Source organism: Candidatus Limnocylindrales bacterium, assembly GCA_035626395.1.
Lineage (GTDB): Bacteria > Desulfobacterota > Binatia > UBA1149 > CAITLU01 > DASPNH01.
In genome coordinates, this window is record DASPNR010000035.1 from 22156 (window position 1) to 40971 (window position 18816).

At 68.9% G+C, this 18816-nt stretch carries 20 protein-coding genes; all 20 read right to left on the reverse strand.

Going from position 1 to position 18816, the window contains the following annotated elements:
• Positions 1 to 1374, reverse strand: coding sequence for a hypothetical protein (locus tag VEC57_15040; protein HYC00451.1), 1374 nt, complete (start codon positions 1372 to 1374; stop codon positions 1 to 3).
• A gap of 151 nt (positions 1375 to 1525) precedes the next feature.
• The gene (locus VEC57_15045) at positions 1526 to 2065 is read right to left on the reverse strand and encodes a glycosyl hydrolase 108 family protein (protein ID HYC00452.1); all 540 of its coding nucleotides are present in this window, start codon (positions 2063 to 2065) and stop codon (positions 1526 to 1528) included.
• Positions 2062 to 2391, reverse strand: a complete 330-nt coding sequence (locus VEC57_15050; protein HYC00453.1) for a hypothetical protein — start codon at positions 2389 to 2391, stop codon at positions 2062 to 2064. Before VEC57_15050 ends, VEC57_15045 begins: the two co-directional genes overlap by 4 nt.
• A 2-nt stretch (positions 2392 to 2393) precedes the next feature.
• On the reverse strand, positions 2394 to 3926 hold the full coding sequence (locus VEC57_15055) for a hypothetical protein (GenBank protein ID HYC00454.1): 1533 nt from the start codon (positions 3924 to 3926) through the stop codon (positions 2394 to 2396).
• Between the two features lie 197 nt (positions 3927 to 4123).
• Positions 4124 to 5884 carry a hypothetical protein gene (locus tag VEC57_15060; GenBank protein HYC00455.1) on the reverse strand — a complete coding sequence of 587 codons (1761 nt, stop codon included), beginning with the start codon at positions 5882 to 5884 and terminating at the stop codon, positions 4124 to 4126.
• Entirely contained in the window at positions 5885 to 7336 is a 1452-nt protein-coding gene (locus tag VEC57_15065; protein ID HYC00456.1) for a hypothetical protein, read from the reverse strand.
• Positions 7337 to 7493: 157 nt separating this feature from the next.
• Positions 7494 to 8423 carry a hypothetical protein gene (locus VEC57_15070; protein HYC00457.1) on the reverse strand — a complete coding sequence of 310 codons (930 nt, stop codon included), beginning with the start codon at positions 8421 to 8423 and terminating at the stop codon, positions 7494 to 7496.
• Positions 8424 to 8465: 42 nt separating this feature from the next.
• Entirely contained in the window at positions 8466 to 9818 is a 1353-nt protein-coding gene (locus VEC57_15075) for a hypothetical protein (GenBank protein ID HYC00458.1), read from the reverse strand.
• 12 nt (positions 9819 to 9830) lie between these two features.
• Positions 9831 to 10310, reverse strand: coding sequence for a hypothetical protein (locus tag VEC57_15080; protein ID HYC00459.1), 480 nt, complete (start codon positions 10308 to 10310; stop codon positions 9831 to 9833).
• Positions 10310 to 11800 carry a hypothetical protein gene (locus tag VEC57_15085; protein ID HYC00460.1) on the reverse strand — a complete coding sequence of 497 codons (1491 nt, stop codon included), beginning with the start codon at positions 11798 to 11800 and terminating at the stop codon, positions 10310 to 10312. The genes VEC57_15080 and VEC57_15085 overlap by 1 nt, the downstream gene beginning before the upstream one ends.
• Before the next feature lie 9 nt (positions 11801 to 11809).
• Positions 11810 to 12328, reverse strand: a complete 519-nt coding sequence (locus VEC57_15090; protein HYC00461.1) for a hypothetical protein — start codon at positions 12326 to 12328, stop codon at positions 11810 to 11812.
• A 7-nt stretch (positions 12329 to 12335) separates the two neighbouring features.
• Complete coding sequence (locus VEC57_15095) at positions 12336 to 13016, reverse strand: hypothetical protein (protein HYC00462.1); 681 nt, start codon at positions 13014 to 13016, stop codon at positions 12336 to 12338.
• Positions 12995 to 13357, reverse strand: a complete 363-nt coding sequence (locus VEC57_15100; protein ID HYC00463.1) for a hypothetical protein — start codon at positions 13355 to 13357, stop codon at positions 12995 to 12997. The genes VEC57_15095 and VEC57_15100 overlap by 22 nt, the downstream gene beginning before the upstream one ends.
• A 14-nt stretch (positions 13358 to 13371) precedes the next feature.
• A complete protein-coding gene (locus VEC57_15105) occupies positions 13372 to 14088 on the reverse strand; it encodes a hypothetical protein (GenBank protein ID HYC00464.1) in 717 nt (238 codons plus the stop codon).
• Between the two features lie 19 nt (positions 14089 to 14107).
• Positions 14108 to 14344, reverse strand: coding sequence for a hypothetical protein (locus VEC57_15110; protein ID HYC00465.1), 237 nt, complete (start codon positions 14342 to 14344; stop codon positions 14108 to 14110).
• Between the two features lie 83 nt (positions 14345 to 14427).
• Positions 14428 to 15702, reverse strand: a complete 1275-nt coding sequence (locus VEC57_15115; protein ID HYC00466.1) for a hypothetical protein — start codon at positions 15700 to 15702, stop codon at positions 14428 to 14430.
• Positions 15703 to 15733: 31 nt separating this feature from the next.
• Entirely contained in the window at positions 15734 to 16984 is a 1251-nt protein-coding gene (locus tag VEC57_15120) for a P22 phage major capsid protein family protein (protein HYC00467.1), read from the reverse strand.
• A gap of 2 nt (positions 16985 to 16986) precedes the next feature.
• Positions 16987 to 18078: a hypothetical protein gene (locus tag VEC57_15125; protein HYC00468.1), complete on the reverse strand. Its 1092-nt coding sequence runs from the start codon at positions 18076 to 18078 to the stop codon at positions 16987 to 16989.
• Between the two features lie 233 nt (positions 18079 to 18311).
• On the reverse strand, positions 18312 to 18527 hold the full coding sequence (locus VEC57_15130; GenBank protein ID HYC00469.1) for a hypothetical protein: 216 nt from the start codon (positions 18525 to 18527) through the stop codon (positions 18312 to 18314).
• Between the two features lies 1 nt (position 18528).
• The coding region (locus tag VEC57_15135) for a hypothetical protein (GenBank protein ID HYC00470.1) at positions 18529 to 18816 on the reverse strand (288 nt) is incomplete at its 5' end.

An 18816-nucleotide genomic window follows, 5' to 3' on the forward strand; every position in this document is an offset into this window, starting at 1 on the left:
TCAGGCCAGCTGGCCGACGACCACGCGGCCGCGGCGGAAGGGAATGTGCACGTGCTCGCCGGCGCGCGCCTGCAGCGGCGTCGCCTCGCCCGTGCCGGGGTCGATCAGCGATCCGGTGAAGCTGCGGTGAATCGGGAACGCGCGATCGGGACCCGGCCCGTACAACGTGGCCACGAAGCGGCCGTCGTCCGCGATCGCGTGATCGCAGCGCATCGCGTCGTTCGGGACCGTGAACACGCGCGTCGGTTTGTCGTGATAGCCGTGCGTCATCCCAAACCGCATGACGTCGCGCGGCAGATACGTCTTGGCACGCGCCACGGCCGCGTACCCCGCGTTCGCCTTGATCGGCTGCCGCCGCCAGATGCCATCGCCGCAGAAGTAGATGTAGGCCTGGCGGAACGTGAGGCTCTGCGCGGCGAACAGGCCCATCGCTTCGTCGTCGAGCTCGTGCGGGTTGTCGGTCACGGTCACGAGCTCGCCGGGCCCGGTGTGCTCGGACTGAATCCCGAGGCGGCGCAGCGGCCGCACCTCCCACGGAATCGAGAAGATGTGCCGCGCCTTGTCGTACCAGTGCCCGCCGCGATAGCCGTGCACGTCGAACACCTGGGCGGGATCGATGCTGTAGGCGTCGAGCTCGTGCTGCTCCTCTCCTGGTGGGGACGTCAGCGATCGGATGCCGCGGCCGCCGGCGTCGCGATACCAGCGCATCATGGTGGCGAGCTGCTGCGGATCCGCCTCGCCCGTCTGCCAGGCCTCATTGCCGGCATCGCAGAACGCCGCCGGCAGCGTGGCGAGCCGCTCCATGAAGCGGCGGCGATCGCGAATCGCGCCGACGTCGCCCTGCGACCACACCGGCAGCAGCTGCCGCGCCGTGAGCTCCGCGCTGAAGGCCTCGAGCGCGTCGAAGCGGTCCTCCCCGCTGACCTCGCGATCCTTGCGGCGCCAGTAATCACCGCTCAGATGTGTCCAGACGCGCGGCCCGTGATAGCCCGCGTCGGCCATGTCGTCGAGCTCCTGCAGGGCAACCGCCGGCTCCCGCACGTAGAGCGCGAAGAGATCGCCGGCGTGCAGGAACGTCGGGAGAATCGGCCCGCGATCGTCGACGTAGAGGCCGCCTTCGATGCGCAGCTGCCCGACGATGGGATCCCGCGCCGGCGGCGGCGGGACCTCGAGGCCGAGCGCGCGCTCGAGCTCGCGGAGGTGCTTCGCGCGCGCCTGGTCGGCCGGCATGAAGGCGCTGTCATAGGCGGTGCGTGCGGTCCAGACGGTGTTCTCGAGATCGAGCGGATGCCCGGCGCGCGCGTAGCGCTCGGAGACGGCGCGCTGCGTCTCGATCAGGAAGGCATCACCGGGATACGGAAACGTCGGCGGCATCAAATCCTCACAGTTCGCGGTTCACAACACAAAGGGGCGGCCGTCTGGCGAGTCTTCAGACCCGCCACACGACCGCCCCTTCGGTCGCTCTCAGTTGTCGTCGCCGGCCGGCGCGGGTCGCGACTCCCGCGCCGTGTCGTGCGACGGTGCGTTACGTCGTCGGCTTCGAGAGGAAAAACGAGAGCGCCCGGCTCTCGACGCCTTCCTCGTCCGCCTTTCGCATCGCGCCGGTATCGACCGCGCGATCGATCATGTAGCTCCGCGCGGCCACGAGCGCGTCATTCACCAGGCGCCCGGCGTGCGCCGTGAGCGCGCGCTTCGTGCGATCGTCCAGCGTGCTCGTCTCCGGCACGCCGAGCACGCGCTGCAGCCAGCGGATCGCCCGCGCCGGGCCGCTGTTGATCCCGAAGTCGATCAACTGCTCGCGCAGCGGCGCGAACGGCACATTCACCGGGGTAAAGCCCGGCCCGATGATGTAGCGCATGCGGAAGATCTCGCGCGCTTCACTGATGGGCATCGCCTGCAGCTCCGCGATCGTGGCGGGCCGACCGAGCTTGCGCCACTCGCCGAGCACCGGCGCCGTCACGCCGTACATCGTGTCGGGGTCGATCGAGCCGTCCGGGCGTCGCACCGCGGCGCGAAAGCCGCCCTCGCGCGCGAGCACGGCGTCGAGGATCTCGTCGTCGGTCATCGCTGCACCTGTGACAGTAACCAGATCACGATCGGCACAATGGCGCCGCCGATCGCCCACATCGCTTTGCCGAACCGCGCGACGCCGCGCGCGTCGCGCGCCAGGTCGATCAATTCTCGGAGCTCGGGCGGCAGCGGCGCCGGCACGTCCACACGCTTCAGGTTCTTCAGCTCATGGTCATGCCCGGTGACGCGCTCCTCGAGCCGCGTCGTGCGGCCATTGGTGATCCGCACTTGCGTGGCAATCTCGTTCAGCTGATGACTGTGCCGCTCGTCGATGTCGACCAGGCGGCGATGAATCTCGCCGATCGTGACGTCGTCCGTCATCGTCACCCCTCAATCACGCCGTCGATGCCGCTGTACGGTCCCTGGTCGGCGCCGCCGTTGTCGCCGTACCAGGTCGTCGTCCCCGTCGCGGCCGAGTACTCGAGCCAGGCGTAGTAGTGGTACCCCACCGCGGGGATGAGGCGCAGCAGCGCGACGTGCCCGACGATGTAGTTCGCCACGGGGCTCGTGGCCTGGCCGAACAGCCCGCCCGTCGTCGGGAGGCCCGACGTCCAGTCCTGCCCGATCCCGACGCTCATGCCGACGCCGGCGTTGTCGTTCGAGCTCCCCGCGCGGAGGCGCAGGTCGAGGGGCACTTCCGCGACGCCGATGACGACGGCCACCTGATTGCTCGTGCTGCCGTTCGCCTGTCGCCAGGTCGCGGTCGTGTAAGTCCAGCTGTTCGTGGCCTCCGTCACGCGCAGCGGCCGCGGCACCCGGTTGTAGTAGTTCCACACAAATCGCTTCGCAAAGGAGTCCTCGGTCTGATTCGTGCCGGTCGCGCGAATGGTGCCGAGGTAGCGCCGGGTGTGAGCGTCGGACTTCACGTACACCCCGTCGCGTAGCGCCAGCGCCACCGCTCGCGTCGTGTCGTTTGTCCAGATGCGCAGTTCCAGCGTGAGCGTCCCGTTGGCGTCAAACACGAAGACATCCGCGTTGAAGCCCGATGTGACCGACAACGCCAGCGACCGCTCCGTGAAGGCGTAGGTGATCCACTGCGAACCGTTCCAGAGCGCACAGCGATTCCCCTGGTACGGCGTCCAATAAATCGTCGCAGCGCCCGTGACATCGGTGGTCGTGACGGGGGTACCGCTCGTCAACGTGAGTCGACCGTCACACGGTCGCGGATCCGCGAGCGGATTGACGGGATTGGTTGCGACGTTGAGCGACGTCGTGGAGGCCGCGACCCCCACGGCCCGCGCGCTGGTGGGGGCGGTCGCGGTGATCGCGCCGGCCGTGGCACTGACGAAGTACTGCGCACCCGGCGTCAGCGGGCCCGCCAGCGTCATGGCGCCGGCCTGGCGAAACGTGCCCGATTCCCCGACTGAAAGTGTCGCGAGCACGAATCCGAGTTGGGGCGTCGTGGACGCGTAGGGGAAATCCGCGTCCGCCTTGTACCAGGATCCGGCAATACCGCCGCCGGTGCCGTCGGAGAGGTAACAGAGCTCGCCCGCGAGCAGCGACTCGCCGGCGATGCCGGTGATGTCCTGGTTGGTCGACGACGCAGGGACCGCCGGGATGTTGTCCTGCGTCCAGATCGTCACGTCGGCGCTCGTCTTGAGGACGAACTTGTACGACTTGCCGGGCGCCAGATAGAACGTGAGCCAGCCGCTCGCGTCGGTCACCGCCGGATTCGCATGCGGCGTCGTCAGCGTGACGTTCTGATAGACCGGCTCCGGCGTGTTGGTGCCGGCGAGATAGGTATAGAGCTTGCCGCCGTTGAGCGGGTTGCCGTTGGCGTCGTGGAACTGCTGCCGGCCGACGGGCGCCATGGTGCCCTGGGCGGCGGCGATCGCCGGCAGCACGAGCGCGAGCACGACGAGGCACGTGACAACGCGGCGGCGTCTGACTAGACTGGGGCTCATGTCCCGCTGGCGCCTATGGCTCGATCGAATCTGGCTCACCGCGATCGCGCTCGCGTTTGGCATTTGGGTCGTCATCACGGTCGCGCGCTGGGCCGACTGGGTCGGTTGGCGCCCGGTCCTCGTGTTCCTCGTCGTGTTTCTATCGGTGCTCATCGTCCGCTCTCGCGCCCCACACCCAGATAGACCTTGACCCAGCGTCGCTGCTGCGGATCCCATCGCAGGTATTCTCCGGCGCGCGTCGACTGCACGCGGCTTCCATCGGCGGGCGGCGGCGTCACACGTGTCTGGCGTGCTGGCGGCAAGAGGCCGCGCACGTCACGACGGGCCGGTTCCGCAGGGACCCCGCGCACATAGGAATCGTCCGCTGGCGGCGGTGTGAACCGAGGGCCGCGCGTCAGCAACCCACGAACCGCCGGGCGGCGTGGCATCTCCACCGGCGCCGGGCGACCGTCAAAGGACGCAAACGCACGGCGAATCAAGGCGTCCGTCGTCTGCTGCTCCTTCATGAACTTGGCAGCGCTGCGCATCGCGTGCGCGCTCGCGATGTCCGCGAAGCCGGTGAGATCCTTGTGCGCGAGCCGCCACGCGCCGCGAGCGAAGTCACCCGCCGCGCGCGCGTTGCTGATCTGCTCGTTGAGGCTCTCGGGCTGCTGCCGTTTCGCGACATTCGCACGACGATAGGTCTCGTGCTCGACGCTCATCAGGGCACCGTAGCGGCGGTTCAGCTCACGCGCCGCCGCGCCCTGGCCAGGGTGATCCAGCGTCATGTAGATCACGTTGCGCAGTGCCGTGGCCTGCGCCTCGAGCGCGGCGATCTCCGGATCCGACGCGAGCGCCTTGCGCTGCGCGGTCGGGTACTTCGCGTAGAAGCCGTCGAGCTCCGCGTTGGTGTCGCGAAGGATCTCCTCGGCCTCTTCGATCGGCAGGCGTCGGCGATAGACCGCGCTCCGCTCGATCAACGCCTTGGCCTTCGCGGGGTTCTCCAGCAGCGTCTTGCGCGGAATACTTCTCGCGGCGGCTTCAGCGACCGGCGTCAAGTCGACCGTCGATCCCATCTCACGCATTGGTCCCGCGAGCTCGTCGTACTGCGCGCGGACGCGCTGTTTCGCGGCGCGTGTGGCTTCGAGTAAGTCGTCGATGCTCGCGATCGGCCGGCCGAGCGTTTCCTCGGTGATTTTTAGCTCCGGCATCGCGCGATCGAGGGACTGCTCGAATCGCGTATTTGTCGAGCGGGGCTTGAGTGCCTGCACCAACATGGTGCGCGGCTGCTGCGGCGCGGCCGTGCGAATGGCGCCGGCAACGGCACCGCCGATCCCTCCCTCGCGTGCGCCCGCGGCGGCGCGCTGCGCAGCCCGGCCGCTCGCGCGCAACGCCACGCCAGCGACGGGGAGCACCGCACCGGCCACAACCGCAGTGCCAACCGTGCCGGGATCGCCGCCCGACTGCAGCGCCGCCACGCCTCCGCTGGCGGCCGCCTCGCCAACAGCCCGAGTGCCCAGGCGCGATCCGCTCAGCGCGCGCGACACGCGCGCCAGCGGTGACGCGAACTCGGCGATCTGCTCACCGTAGAAGCCGATTTGTCCGGCCACGGATTCCGGCGGCGTCATCGCCGCTTGCGCCTCGGGATGGTCGATGATGCGCTCCATGCCGAACAGACGCCGCACGAGATCGCCGCCGTGATACACGGTCGAAGCGAGGCCGGCTCCGACGCCGCGCGCGAGATCGGCCGCCGGGTGCGACGGCCCCGTCGATGAGCGAAACACCACGTCGCGGCGGTCGTACACGTCCGGCGCGCGCCCCGCACTGGGGTCAGTCGACACAAACGGGGACCGTGATGGCGCGGCTGACGGCGACGTCACACGCCGCGCGGCGTTGGGATCCGTGGAGACGAACGGCGAGGCCTGCGGCATCTACGGCTTCCATCCCTTCGGCACCCAGCCGCTCTGGCCGTTGATGGTGCGCCACTCGACGGGCTTGCCGTCGATGACACCCTGCTCGCCTTCACGGGGCGTGGCGGTGCCGCCTGCCGGCCGATCGGGCACCGCCGCCTGCGTCGACGTTGACGATAGGTTCTGCAACGAGTTGGTAATCTCCAGCACGCGCTTGATCTTGCGATCGCGTAGCGACTTCGAATCACCCGGCTTCGGGAACATCGCCTTCACGCTGTCCACATCCTGCTGCGTCAGCACGCCCGTGTGACCGTACGCCCGCGCCACGAGTGGCGTGAAGCTCTCGATCAGCGCCGTGTATTCCGCCACGTCGTCGTCATAATTGGCCTGCGCGGCGAGCTTTGCGGCGCCGCCCGCCATCTTCGCGAGCAGGCCCTGCTGGGTATTGATCCGCTCGGACAGTTCGGAAAGTGCGTTGAGAATCGGACCGGCCTGTTGAAACTTGCGCGCGTCCTGCGTCTCGAGCGCCGACGGCACTGGCCGCGGATTCGTAATCGGCTCGCCGTCCGGACCGACATAGCGACCGGTGCGCGCGTCGAAGTTGGCCATGACCGGCACACCCTCGTCGTTCAGCACCTCTTTCGCTTGGAACGAGGGGCCTGGATCCGGTCGCTGAGGCGGAACCGGACTCAGCTCGGCGATCGGATTGCCCTGGAGATCAAAGTACTCGCCGCTCTGTGGATCGAAGTTGACGAACGTCGGCCGACCGCCGACCATCGCCGTTTCGCGCTGCAGGTTCCGCTTCTCCGGTGGCCGGATGCCCTGTGCAATGGTCTCGCGCGTCTGAGGGTCGACGAGCAGCTCGTTGGGTCCGAGCTTCACGGGCTCTTTCGGCTTGATGAGCGACGCGAACTTCGGCGACGAGCCGACGACGGCGCGCGTGAGCTCGGCGATCGATGCCGGGTCCTGGCTCGCCATGCGATCGAGCACGTCGAGCTCGCGCGCCGGCGCCAGATCATTCGCGCGCGCGTACTCGAGCGCCGCGGCGAACGACTCCGGACGATTGCCGCCCTGCAGCACGCCGTAGAACACGCTCGCAACCGCATCCCGCCGGGCGTTCAGGACCGCGAGCGCCGCGTTGTCCTGCTCGTCGAGCCGCTGGAACACGTCCGGCAGTCGATCGGCCAGGCCGGCGTTGGTGAATTCCTGCGTCAGCAGATCGCGATCGAACCGCGTCACGCCGTCCTCGCCGCGCTTCAGCGCGAGCGGCAGCATCGACCGCTCGAACGCCTGCCCGCGCTGCTCCTGCTCGACCGCGGCCGCCTGGGCGCGGCCGGTGCGCAGCTGCAGCTCGCGCGCCTCGTCCTCCTGACCGCGCCGGCGATCCTCGATCGCCCGCTGCCGCTCCATGTCACGCGACTGCTGCCAGCCGCCAATGGTGCGCGCGATCGTGTCCCCGACCGACTGCCACATCTGTGCCTGGCTGTCGCCGCGGCGCAGCTCGAGCTCCGCGGCGCGGCGGCCGGAGAGCCCGAGCAGCTCGCCGATCGTGTCGCCGTACCGCGAGCGGTAGGGCTCACGCACGAACGGCTGCGGCACGTAGTCGACGCGGGTGTAGGGCATCGCGCGCTTACTCCATCGGCGGCAGTGTGGCCAGCCGCGTCATGGCATCAAGCTGGTCCCGCCAGCGCTTGTACGCGTCGTCCTTGTCGGTCGCCCAACGGCGATACAGATCTTCGAACGTCAGCTCGGCGCCGCGGAACTCGGGGTTGAACGCCGCTTGCTCCGCGGCGAACGTGCGGTCATACGCGCCCTGGCGATTCGCGACGTTGCCGCTCCACGTGTCGCGCGCGATGTTGTAGTTCGTCGTGTACGCGTCGGCCGCGTTGGCGCGATTGGCCGTGTAGGTACCGAACGCATTCGCCCGATTGCGATCGTAGGTGTCCGCGAGCTCGCCGAACCGCTGCTGGCGCGCCTGCAGCGTCTGGCCGACGTTGCGATCGTGCGTGTCCGCCGCGCGGTTGTAGACGTTGTGGTAGTTCTGCTCCGCGAAGCGGTTGCCCCACCCGAGCAGCTCTTTCAGCGTGCCGCCTGTGCGCAGCAGACCGCGCGCCGCGGCGCTGTTGGTCATCGCGCGCAGTCCCTCGTCGCGCGCGAACGCATAGCCGGGTTCGCGCGCGGCGTCCTCGAGCGTCGGCGCCTGGAACGGCGTGAGCTCGAGCGGGCCGAGATCCGGCCGGAACGCGTCGTACGCAAACTCGGCGTACGAGAACGGCGCCGGCGCCTCGAAGTCGGCCGGGCGCTCGAACGGCGTCGGCCGAAAGCGCGGAAATGCAAAGCCGTCCCGCGTCGGGGCCCCGGGACTCGTCGGCGGGGGCAGCGCGGGCGGGCGGTAATTGGGAAACGTACGCCCCTGATCGTCGACCGCGCCGTACCAGACATCATCGCCGCCGCCGACGAGATCTTCCCCCGGGGGCAGCACGGCGCCGCCGCCCATATCGCCGCCGGGGCTCGGCGCGCCGTCGGCCGAGACCATCGGCACCCACTGGCCGCCGACCATCTGCCACGTGATCGGCCTCTCAGGGACGTACGGCGTGGCCATCTAGGCACCCCTCCGCAGGTTGAGCAGCTCGCCGAGCGTGTACGCCGCCGTCGCTGGCGTGAAGTTGGCCATCGTCGCCGGCGTGTACGGCGCGGCCGCGGCGCCCGGCGCCTGACCGCTCTGCGCGGGGAAGTTCAGCAACGTGGCGAGCGTCGGCGCCGCGCTGCTCGACGCCCCGGCCGGCGAGGCGCCCGGGATCGCGCCCGGCGAGAGGCCGAGGAGCTGCCCGAGATTGGCCAGCGCGCCCGTCCGCAGGTTGTTGTAGGGCGCGTAGCGCGCGGCCCGCGCCTGGCGCTGGCGTTCCGCCTCGGCCGCCCAGACCGGCGCCATCTCGCGCTCGTAGGCGGCGTGCTCGTCGCGCGCACGCTGCTGCGCGGCGCGCTCTTCATCGCGGAGGCGGCGTTGCTCGAGCTCGTAGGCGCGATCCTCTTCCGCCCAGCGGCGCTGCAGCTCGCGCTCGGCTTGATCGGCGTCCCACTGCCGGCGGCGGAATTCCTGTTCGGCCTCCCAGCGCGCTTTGGCGTCCGCGTCCGCGAGCGCTTTGGCGTCCGCTTCGGCCTTGTCTCGCTCGCGGTAGTAGTCGAGCGTGCGGCCTTCCGACGCGGCCGCGGTCGCCGCGGCCCGTTCTGCCGATCGCGACTGCGCACGATTCGCCATTCCGGTGGTCGCAATGCCGGTGATCCCCGTAATCACGTGTGGTAGCCAGCTGCTTGCTGCCATGCCTGCCCCCGCTGCTCCCGCCGCGGCGGCGCCCCCGGCAGCCGCGGCCCCTCCACCAGCCGCTGCCGCGCCTGCACCCGCGGCACCCGCCGCCGCCCCTCCGCCGCCAAGCAGCCCGGCGAGCGCCGGCGCCGCAAACAATGCCGCCGCGCCCGCCCCAGCGCCGATCGCGACGTTGCGCCAGAGGTTGTTGCGCTGATTCGCATTGCCGTAGTCGTCGAACTTCATGCCGCCCGGCAACGCAATGCCGTGCTGCCGCGCGTAGTTCGCCAGGTCCTCGCGATCGCGCTCACTGAGCTTCTGCCGCCCGTCGAGCCGATAGCCCCGCGACGCCATCCACTGCTGATACGGGTCCGACGCCCGCCAGGCCTGATTCCACTGGTCGAGCGTGTACTCGCTCGTGCCGCGATTCGGCGTCTGCGCGAGATGCACCGGCGGCCGCGTGACCGGCACCGCCGCGTTCGCCGGCGCCGCCGGCACGTACGGATTGGTCTCGTCGCCGATCGGCGGCACCGGCGGCGCGTCGACCGGTGGGTCGAGGCGGTTGCCACCGTCCGTCGTGTAGACGTCCTCCTCGCCGGTGATCCACTCGGACGGGCGCTCGTAGCGGGTGTAGCGGTTACGCGGCGGCATCAGGGCTCCTTCTCACGCATCGATCCGCTGAAACACGATCGAGAGCTCGTACCGCATCGCCGCGGCGGGGTTCGACACGTACGCCGTCGAGTAGCTGACCGGCGTGGCCGCGTCGATTTTGAGCAACCACGTGTGCGCCTGCGGCGCGTTGGTCGCGTTCGCCGTCAACGCGGCGCCGCTGAACGTGCACGTCACGCCGCCGCTCGTGAACGTGATGGTCAACGTGACGGAGCTCGAGACGCCGGCGGCGGTCGTGACGCGCAGAAACGCCGTCACGAGGTACAACCCGGCCGGCAGCGTCGCCGTGGGGATCGCCGTGAGGCCGATCGCGGCGCTCTGGCCCGTCACCGTGATCGGCGTCGTTTCGGCGCGCGGCGTGCTGTCGAGATCGGTGCGCAGCCCGCGAAACCACGTCACCCACGGCAGGCGCATCAGCCCCTGCCGATCGACGAGCGGCTCCCCGTGCGGGATGCGCGGCCGCGGCGTGGCCATCAGGCGCCCTCACGACTGCCCCGCACCTGCTGATACGCGTCGGTGATGCGCCACGGCACCGCCGCCGAGACCACCACCTCGTAGACGCGGCCGCGGCCGCTCCCGAGGTTCCAGAACCGCACCCGCCGCCAGAACTCGCCGATCTTGCCGGCCGACGCGGTGTGCTCGTGTCCCCAGGTCTGCCCGAAGTCGTTCGACACGCGCAGCATCACCTGCGGGTCGACGTCCTGGTCCTCGCCGTCGGCGACGCCGATGCCGGTCTGAAACAGGATCTCGAGCGTGTCGAAAAAGAGGCGTGTGTGCTGATTGGTGAGCGCCGGGGTGCGGCGCAAGCGCCGAATCGGCCGATCGTCGACGTCCGTCGCAAACGCGTGCGACATTTCGTAGAGCACGTTCGACTCGCGATCGGCCATCAGGTGTTTGTGGAAGCCGAAGCAGTGGAACGTCGGCCGCAGGTAGGTGTAGGCGTTGTCCGCGGCGATCCAGGTGCCGCGCTGTGCCCAGCGCTGCGTGGTGAAGTCGTACGCCCAGGTGACGCGCGCGCCCGGAATGGTCAGCAGGTAGAAGGCGTGGCCGCGGTCCTCGTAGGTCTCGCCGATCGCGTTCGACACGTCGCCGTAGGTCGAGAGGGCGAACTCGAGCGCGTGATCGGAGATGCGCTCCGGCGTGAACCCGCTCGCGCGCATGACCTGATACCCGCCGTTCGCGTTGGTCGCCAGCCACACGACCGATTTGCCAGCCTGCTGCAGCGAGAACGGCGCCGCGATGCCTTCTTCGGCCAGGCCGCTGGGATCGACCGCGAACGGGAACCCGGCGCCGCCGACGGCGTACCAGAATTCGCTCGTCTTGCTGCCCGGCAGGAACACGTAGCCGTACGGGTTGACCAGCATGGCTTGCCAGTCGTCGGCGCCGCTGGTGCGCTCGGCGATATCGGTCGGGTCCCAGCTCGTGCCGTCGAACGCCGCGGACGTGCGGATGCGCGCATTGGTGCGATCGAACGCCAGGAAGAAGCTCGCGGCGTAGCCGCCCATCGTCGCGCCGCTCGAGAGCTCCTCGGTCAGCGTGTTCCCGACCAGGTCGTAGCAATAGCCCTTGTCGCCGCTCGTGATGAAGAGCTGCTGGCCGCCGCTGCCGTTGCTGCAGATCGTGGCCGGGTTGTCGTCGACGGCGAGCGTCATGCCGCCGCGCGCTTCGAAGCTCCAGTCCTCGTAGACTTCGTAGAGCGTGTTGCCGAAGATGACAAACACGCGGCCGTTCTCGGCGAACGCCGCGCGGCCGACGGACGTCGGGAACTCGCGGCGCGCGCGGAACCCGGGCGTCGGGTACAGCGCCCAGCGCGACGTCGCGCCGGCGGACTCGATCTGCTCGACGTACCAATTCACCAGCGCTTCGTTCGCCGAGACGGGCGACTGCGAAGCGTAGGCGCCGCCGACGAAGGCCGGGAAGGGCGTCAGCATCGCGAGCAACACCACCAGCGCGCGAGCGGGCATGGCATTCACCTACTCGTTCGTCGCGCAGCCGGACAGCGCGTTCCAGATCACGCGATACGCCTGTTGGATCGACCCATCCGACGCCGAACTGTCGGCCGTCGCGCCGCTGCCGGTCGCGGTGCCGACGATGACCGCACCGGACACGTTGACGCCGACGATGAGGACCGCGGAAATCGACGCATACCCGGCAGGACCGATCAGAAAGGCGCGCGCCAACGCGACACGCCGGGTATGACACGCCGCGGTGTACGCCGGAATGACGCCATTCGCGCTGGCGGAGGCCGCCTCTTCGAGCACTTCCTTCGCCACCTGTGCGCCGAGGTACTGCAGCCGGTTGGTGAACTGCGGGGACGAGACGAGCGCCATCATGGTCGTCGACGTGTTCTGCGCGTGGACTGGTACGGCTGGTACGGCCAGGGCCAGCAGCAGCGTCAGGATCAGCAAACGGGTTCGCATTGGACTGTCCTCCGGCGCGGTGCCCTGCTGTTCCGCCTCGCGCGCCCCGTGCGGAACGATTGAACCGATCATGCGCGCGTCAGCACCCGGTGACGCCGGAGCCGATGTTGTCCAGCACCGTCGTCGCCGTCGTCGACGTGCCCGCGTAGGCGATGATCTTGGCGCTGCCGGCGTTGGTGCCACAGACGACTTCGAGCTTGAGGCCCGCGGCGCCCGGAGCGGTGCCCGAGGCCGTCATCTTCGGCAGCCCGAGGGCACCCGCCGTCAGTGCCGCCGTCCAACTGCCAATGCGGAGCGCCCCGGCGTCGAGAATCGCCATGTTCACGGTGCTGCCGGCCCCGTTGTAGAAGTTGATCGGCAGGCTCGGCTGACCTTGGATGTAGCTCTCAGACGCATTGCCGCCGACCAGCGCCCGCACCGTCGCGCCGGACTGAATACTGATCAAGCCAGCGGTGCTCCCCGTCGGGGACTTCAACACGATGGCGGTGTTCGCGACCCCGCTGTCAACTGACGGCGTAACGAGTTTCGTCACCGTGAGCGTGTCGGTGGCGAACGTCATATCCGGATCGCTGACACACACGCTGCTCCCGTTGAAGAACAGCACCTGATTCGCGGACGCGGTGCAGGTCGTGCCGCCGCCGCTACTCGTCGACGTCATCGGCAGCGGTCGCGGCGCTTGCGCGAGCGACGGCACCGACGACAACATCAGCGGCCCGACCAGGAGCGCCAGGCCGACCGCTATTGCGCGAAGAAGTGGCAATTGAGTTCTCCGCTCGTGGCGCCAGTGCGAATGCCACGGAAGTTATTGAGGAGGTCGTTGCCGACGATCGTTTTGGTCTCATTCACCGACCAGACGTCGCCGACGGTGGTCGTCGGGGCGGTGCCATCGAGGCGATACCGAATCTCCGCCGTCACCAGCTTGCAGATCCCGAGCGTTGCGGCCGGATGGCCGCTGCCTTCGTTGATGGTCGCCGCGGTGAACTGATCCGCGGAGTTGTCGATCGTGAACTGCTCGTAGACGACATAGCGCCACGGCTGCGCGACGACGGCCGAGGCGATCAGCAGCAACGAGAGCGAGAGCGCGAGCGCGCGCGCGCGCACGCGAGGAGTGATCGTCATCGGTACGGTCCTCTCCGGTAGTCGTAGTCAGCGCCGACGCACGCGCCCGGGATGCCGGCATCGGCCGTCGCCAGGCGCGGCGCCGTGTCGTTGTTGCCGAACACCGTCGATCGCGCATCGCGCGCGTGCTGCACGGTCTCGGCTGTCAGGGCCACGCCAAAGGACGGCGCCAGGCGCTCGGCGACGGTGAGCCGCAGCGCCTCCTCGTAGCCTTCGGGCAGGGTGAAGGCGTCCTCGAGCGCAAGGGCCGCGAGGATCCCTTTGGTCTGCAGCCGCACCTGATACGCCGTCGTGGGCACTGGCCAGAAATACAGCGAGCCGTTGACGGTCGTCGGGTTGTAGAACACGTCCGTGACGATCGCGCCGGTCTGCGCCGGCGACGGCAGCGCCGCGTACCATTGCGCGTCGCGCACCGTGATCGGCGAATAGACGCTCGAGACGATGAGCGACGCGCTGAGGATCGCTTTCGGGCGCTTGGCCAGCGGCCAGGTCGCGGTCGAGGGCCCGATCGTGTGCGGACTGAGGCTCGGCGTCAGGGTGAACGTCGAGAACAGCTCCGCGTACGGGCCCTGCCCTTTCGCGTTCCAGAGATCGAGCAGGCGATTGAGCGTGTCGAGCGCGTACTGCAGCATCTCCGGCGGCACCGGATCGATCGGGTCGATCAGCGCGAGCTCGCGCAGCGACCCGATCAGCAGTTCACGCGTCGTGGCCATCAGCGCTCACTGCGGCGCGCTACTTCTTCGCGCCCTTCTTCGGCTTGTCGTCCGCCGCCGGCGACGCGTCGGCCGCCTCGGCCTGCGGCTCGTCGACGATCGGCTCGAGCGACCAACCCTGTTTCCGCGCGGCGTCACACTCGGCGTCGTTCGCCACGACGAGCTCCTTGCCGCCGGCCTTGTGGAGCATGCGTGGGTACTCGAGGTACTGGCCGTTCTTGTCGACATTGCGATGCGGGCTGTTGGCGTCACCCATGTGTGAGGTCCTCGTGCAGGAAAGGGCCCGGGCAGCGGCGCCGCCCGGGCAACAACCACGGATCAGGGAACCGGGCGGCCGCGCTACTGCGGCGGCGCCGAGATCTCGACCCAGTTCACGTAGATCGGGCCAGGCCCATCGGTGCCGGCCGCGAGATACGAGAGGAACGGATACATCTGGACGCCGGCGGTCGCGGTCTTGCCGCTGTTCGTCATCGTGACCGCGCTGAACGTGGAGCCGCCCGCCGCGGAGTAGAACGCCGAGAAGACGCCCGCCTTCGAGACGCAGGACCGCAGCAGGCGTGTCTCGCCGTCGGCCCAGTCGACGGTTGTGTCGTCGGTCCCCGTCGCGCTCGAGACTTCCGCCTTCGAGGTAATCGAGCCGTCGGTCGCGGTGACGCCGATGGTGTGCCAGACGGTGTAGCCGTCGAACGCGGCCGCGTCCTGCCAGGTCTCGTTCTGCCGCCAGCCAATGAGGACCTGGTCGGTGCCCGAGATATCGGTGATGGTGATCGAGGCCGTGAAGCACCCGCCGCTCGTCCCCGCGACGATGACGCCTTCGGTCGTGTTCGCGCCATCGCCGCCGAACACGATCTCGACCCCTTCGTTGTCGGTCGTGTTGTCGGCTTCGATATTGAGCTTACCGTCGACGATCGCCCACGAGGACGCCGTCTTCGCCTGTTCCTCGCGATACGAGATCAGCCCGAGCGGCGAGCCGATCACGACGTTGTCGTCGGTGTCCGAGACGGACTTGATCAGCAGGCCGGTCGCGTCATTCTCCGCGACGATGAAGCCCTGATCGAACTCCTCGCGCACATACAGGTGCCCATTGATATGCGCATCGCCGCCGACCTGCAGGTGGCCGTTGAAGCCCGCCGGCGCGGCATTGAGGCGCGTCCAGTACCCAGTCGGCGTTTTTGCCCCGCCCGGTGCGACGCAGTCCCAGATCACGCCCGCGGCCGCGTCGATCTGCGGCAGGAACGGCTCATTGGCACGCGTGCAGGTGCCGCCCGGGCGCTGATCGCTGCGGAAGACACCCGCCTTCTGCGAGGAGGACGCGACGTAGACGACGGCGCCGCTCGCGTGCGTCGACGCGCGCGAGCCGCCCATACCGCGGCGGACCTGCGCGGTCGTGCCGCTGACGGACACGACGTCCATCCGTTCGCTACCCACATAGATCGCGCCGCCGGCGTCGACGTTGGTCGCCGACGCGAGAACAACGGTGTTGGCGCTGGTGCTGGTGACCGCGCTCGAGAGCGTGGTCGACGTGGTCGCCGTCTGCGTGGGGACGGGGACCGTGTAGAGGAGCAGTCCGAGCAGGACCGCAACGGCTGCGCGCGAGAAGGTCTTGAGGGTCATGATGGTCTCAGGTCTCCTGGTTGTCAGCCGACTAGGCGCAGAGGATGCGCATCGCCGCGAGCTCGCAGTGCAGCCGGCCGAAGCCGAGGAGCACGTCGAAGCGATTCACCCATTTGCGGTTGACCGCGTCGAAGCTGCGGATGAACGCGATGGAGATGCCGGTGTCCGGGTCGGTCGTCTGCGAGACGAGCTCCTCGTTCTTCGGCATGGGGAGCGGCAGGCTGATGCCGGCGAAGGCGTCACGCGTGAACGCGAGGCCCTGCTTGCCAGATTTGCCGTTCGGGGACGTCGTGCCCGGGAAGAGCGTCAGCGTGGCGCCATTGGCCGGCTGCGCGTCGATGTTCTGGTAGTTGCCGCTGAAGTACAGCGTCTCTTTGATCTGCACCGTGGCCGCCGAGATGACGCCGACGGTGTCCGCCGCCACCGTCACCGTCATCGTGTTCGCCGACTCGGTGCGCTCGCGCGTCACGGGGTTCACGCGATACACGCTGCCCAGGCCGATGACGTCGCCTTCCTTGAACGTGTCGCCGGTCGTGCAGGTGACGGCGAGCGACGTGGCGCCGTTGGCGACCGCGCCGTTCAACGTGACGGCACCCGCCCACGTGCCGGCGGTGTGTGACTTCAGGGACATCGACTCGGTCCACTCGAAGCCGTCCGCTTTGCCGACGACGCCCTGGCGGTACAGCTTCTTGATGTCCTCGACCGGCCCGAACCGGGCCAGGTTGCCGTCGGAGCCGCCCTTGATGGCGCGCATCACGGCCGGCGGCACGTAGATGCCCTGGTCGTCGGAGAGCGAGCTCATTTCGACGAACCGCTGGCGCACGGCGGCGGACGTCGCATCGAACGTCGTCGGGTTGGTCCCGAGCTGCCCCGTGATGTTGCCGGTGTTCTTGTAGGCGAACGCCGCGGCGCGCTTGTCGGCTTCGGCCGCGAGATACAGCGCCGCCGGCCGCAGGTACTCCTTCTTCACGCGCTCTTCGCCGCGCTCCATGTTCAGGAGCTTGTCGATCGTGTCCCATTCGAAGTCGATGCCGAAGGGCTGATCGACGACGATGGTCGTTTCGAGGCGCTCGATATTCTGCGGCGTGTACGTGAACCCGTCGCGGATGACAGGCCGCCACGGGAATTTCACGCGGATGCGATCGCCCACGGCGAACTCCTTTTTGAAGTCCTCCTCGTGGTCGTGCCGCATGTTCGCGAAGATCTCCGAGCTGTGCATGAACAGCCGGAGGGTCTCCATCGTGACGTAATCGACCTTCTTGAAGTTGTTGGTGACTGGCATGGCTACCTACGCGCGTTCAGGTCCTCGCGGTCGGCGAGGCGCTTGTATGCGCGAAAGTCCCCGTTCTTCACCGCGCTCTCGGCCTGATCGACCGGATCGGTCGCCTTCTTGCCGAGGGTCGTCGGCGGTTCCGGGGCTGTCGTGACCGTTTTGGCGGCTGGCTTCTTCTCGCCGGCCGCCGCTGTGCCCGCAGCAGGCAGAAAGCGCGCTTCGATCCGTCCGAACCCCAGGAGCAGCTTCGTCGGCGGCAGCGCCATCAACGAGGCCCATTCCTGAATGCCGTCTGGCGTCGAGAAGTACTCGAACAGCTGCGGCATGACCTTCGACTCGAGGATTTCCTGCGCCACAACGTTGTGCGGCCCGATCGCGGCGTTCGGCTGCAGCGCGAGGAGGCCGGCCGGCACGATCTCGAGCAGGTCCGGGTGCACCTTGTCGCGGAACGCGGGATCCGCCTGGCAGTGCTCCTCGATCCGCTTGTTCGCGTCGGCGACGGTGCGCTGCACGCGCTCGACGTGCGCGCGCTGCGACGCGTCGACGCGCGAAGCCTGCTCGCGCTCCTCGAAGCGCTTGTCGGCGATGAACACGCTCATCGCGGCCGTGAAGTCCTCGTAGTGCTCGAACTTGTCCGGCTGCGGAGCGTCCGGCATCGCGCGATAGCGCTGCCACTCTTCCCGCGTCGTCTTCGGCCGCTCGGGTGACGAGTCCGAGGTGCGCGCGTCAGGGGTCGGCCGGTCGGTGCGGGCGAGCTCTTCGCGGAGCGTGGCGCGCAGGCGCAGCTTCTCTTTCAGCTCAGCGATCTCGCCATCGAGTTGCGCGTTGCGCGCCTTTACGTCGGGGCGCGGGGCTTTCTGCTTGTCTGCGGGGTTGGCCGGTTCCGAGGCGGCCGCACGTGACGCGTCCGTTGACGCGGCCTGGTCGCCAGGCTGGGCGGATGACGAGTCCGCAGGGGTCGTCGCGTCCGGGAGCGTCCCGGTCCGGTTCCATTCCTGACGCTGTTCACGCGTCAGCGAGGCGAGGTACGTCGAGCCGTCGACGGGTGCCGGTGACGAGGCGGCGGCTGGGGCGTCGGGTCCCGTGGTGGTCTCGGTGTCCATGTCCCTCCGGTGAAGAGCGGGATCACCCCGGACAACGAAAAAGGCCGTGTGCAGCTCCGCGATCGCTCGCGTGCGTCACACGGCCCCAATTCCGTGGTGATCCCCTTGTGCGCGTCGTGCAGGTTGGGGAACCCGCTACACCGGGCGCGACTCCGGCGGCACGACGGTCAAACCGCTGAGCAGTATGCGGAACGGTTGAGATCGGCGCAACCGATTACACGGTCGAGTCGGCCTCAGAACGGCGCGTTCGGCGCCCGATGCGGGTTCCGGGATCGGCCGTGGCCGATGTGCCAGCCGCGGCAGAGCACGCACTTGTAGGCGTCGAGCGACCCGCCGAGCAGCCGCGCCCGGGCGCGCGCGTTTTTCTTCGAGGGGAACTTCACCTTGCCGTGACAGCCCCGCGCGTCCCGATACGCGACGGCGTTCGGGTCGTACGGGATCGTCGCCATCTCACAGCCCGGCGCCGGCGGGCCCGGGCATGGGACGCAGCGCCGCGGCGCGTTCGGCCTGGCTGACCGCCTGCGCGGCGTCGGCGGCGTGCATCCCGAGCTCGTGCGCCTGGCTGTCTTCGCGGTCGCGGTCGGCGATCGCGCCCTTCTCGCGGAGCTGTTCGAGTGCCTGCTCGCCTTTCAGCTGCTGCAGGCCCAGTTCGAGGTGCGCCTTCAGCTGCGCGAGCTGCACGTCGCGCTCGCCCTTGACGGCATCCGTGTCGATGATGCGCTGCAGCTCCTGGACCTT

What these genes read in the sequence shown, in the direction of transcription:
- VEC57_15040 (HYC00451.1), bottom strand. Translation starts at nt 1,374, where the DNA reads ATGCCGCCGACGTTTCCGTATCCCGGTGATGCCTTCCTGATCGAGACG.
- VEC57_15045 (HYC00452.1), bottom strand. Translation starts at nt 2,065, where the DNA reads ATGACCGACGACGAGATCCTCGACGCCGTGCTCGCGCGCGAGGGCGGC.
- VEC57_15050 (HYC00453.1), bottom strand. Translation starts at nt 2,391, where the DNA reads ATGACGGACGACGTCACGATCGGCGAGATTCATCGCCGCCTGGTCGAC.
- VEC57_15060 (HYC00455.1), bottom strand. Translation starts at nt 5,884, where the DNA reads ATGCCGCAGGCCTCGCCGTTCGTCTCCACGGATCCCAACGCCGCGCGG.
- VEC57_15065 (HYC00456.1), bottom strand. Translation starts at nt 7,336, where the DNA reads ATGTGGCAGTCGGTCGGGGACACGATCGCGCGCACCATTGGCGGCTGG.
- VEC57_15070 (HYC00457.1), bottom strand. Translation starts at nt 8,423, where the DNA reads ATGGTCGGCGGCCAGTGGGTGCCGATGGTCTCGGCCGACGGCGCGCCG.
- VEC57_15075 (HYC00458.1), bottom strand. Translation starts at nt 9,818, where the DNA reads ATGCCGCCGCGTAACCGCTACACCCGCTACGAGCGCCCGTCCGAGTGG.
- VEC57_15080 (HYC00459.1), bottom strand. Translation starts at nt 10,310, where the DNA reads ATGGCCACGCCGCGGCCGCGCATCCCGCACGGGGAGCCGCTCGTCGAT.
- VEC57_15085 (HYC00460.1), bottom strand. Translation starts at nt 11,800, where the DNA reads ATGCCCGCTCGCGCGCTGGTGGTGTTGCTCGCGATGCTGACGCCCTTC.
- VEC57_15090 (HYC00461.1), bottom strand. Translation starts at nt 12,328, where the DNA reads ATGATCGGTTCAATCGTTCCGCACGGGGCGCGCGAGGCGGAACAGCAG.
- VEC57_15105 (HYC00464.1), bottom strand. Translation starts at nt 14,088, where the DNA reads ATGGCCACGACGCGTGAACTGCTGATCGGGTCGCTGCGCGAGCTCGCG.
- VEC57_15110 (HYC00465.1), bottom strand. Translation starts at nt 14,344, where the DNA reads ATGGGTGACGCCAACAGCCCGCATCGCAATGTCGACAAGAACGGCCAG.
- VEC57_15115 (HYC00466.1), bottom strand. Translation starts at nt 15,702, where the DNA reads ATGACCCTCAAGACCTTCTCGCGCGCAGCCGTTGCGGTCCTGCTCGGA.
- VEC57_15120 (HYC00467.1), bottom strand. Translation starts at nt 16,984, where the DNA reads ATGCCAGTCACCAACAACTTCAAGAAGGTCGATTACGTCACGATGGAG.
- VEC57_15125 (HYC00468.1), bottom strand. Translation starts at nt 18,078, where the DNA reads ATGGACACCGAGACCACCACGGGACCCGACGCCCCAGCCGCCGCCTCG.
- VEC57_15130 (HYC00469.1), bottom strand. Translation starts at nt 18,527, where the DNA reads ATGGCGACGATCCCGTACGACCCGAACGCCGTCGCGTATCGGGACGCG.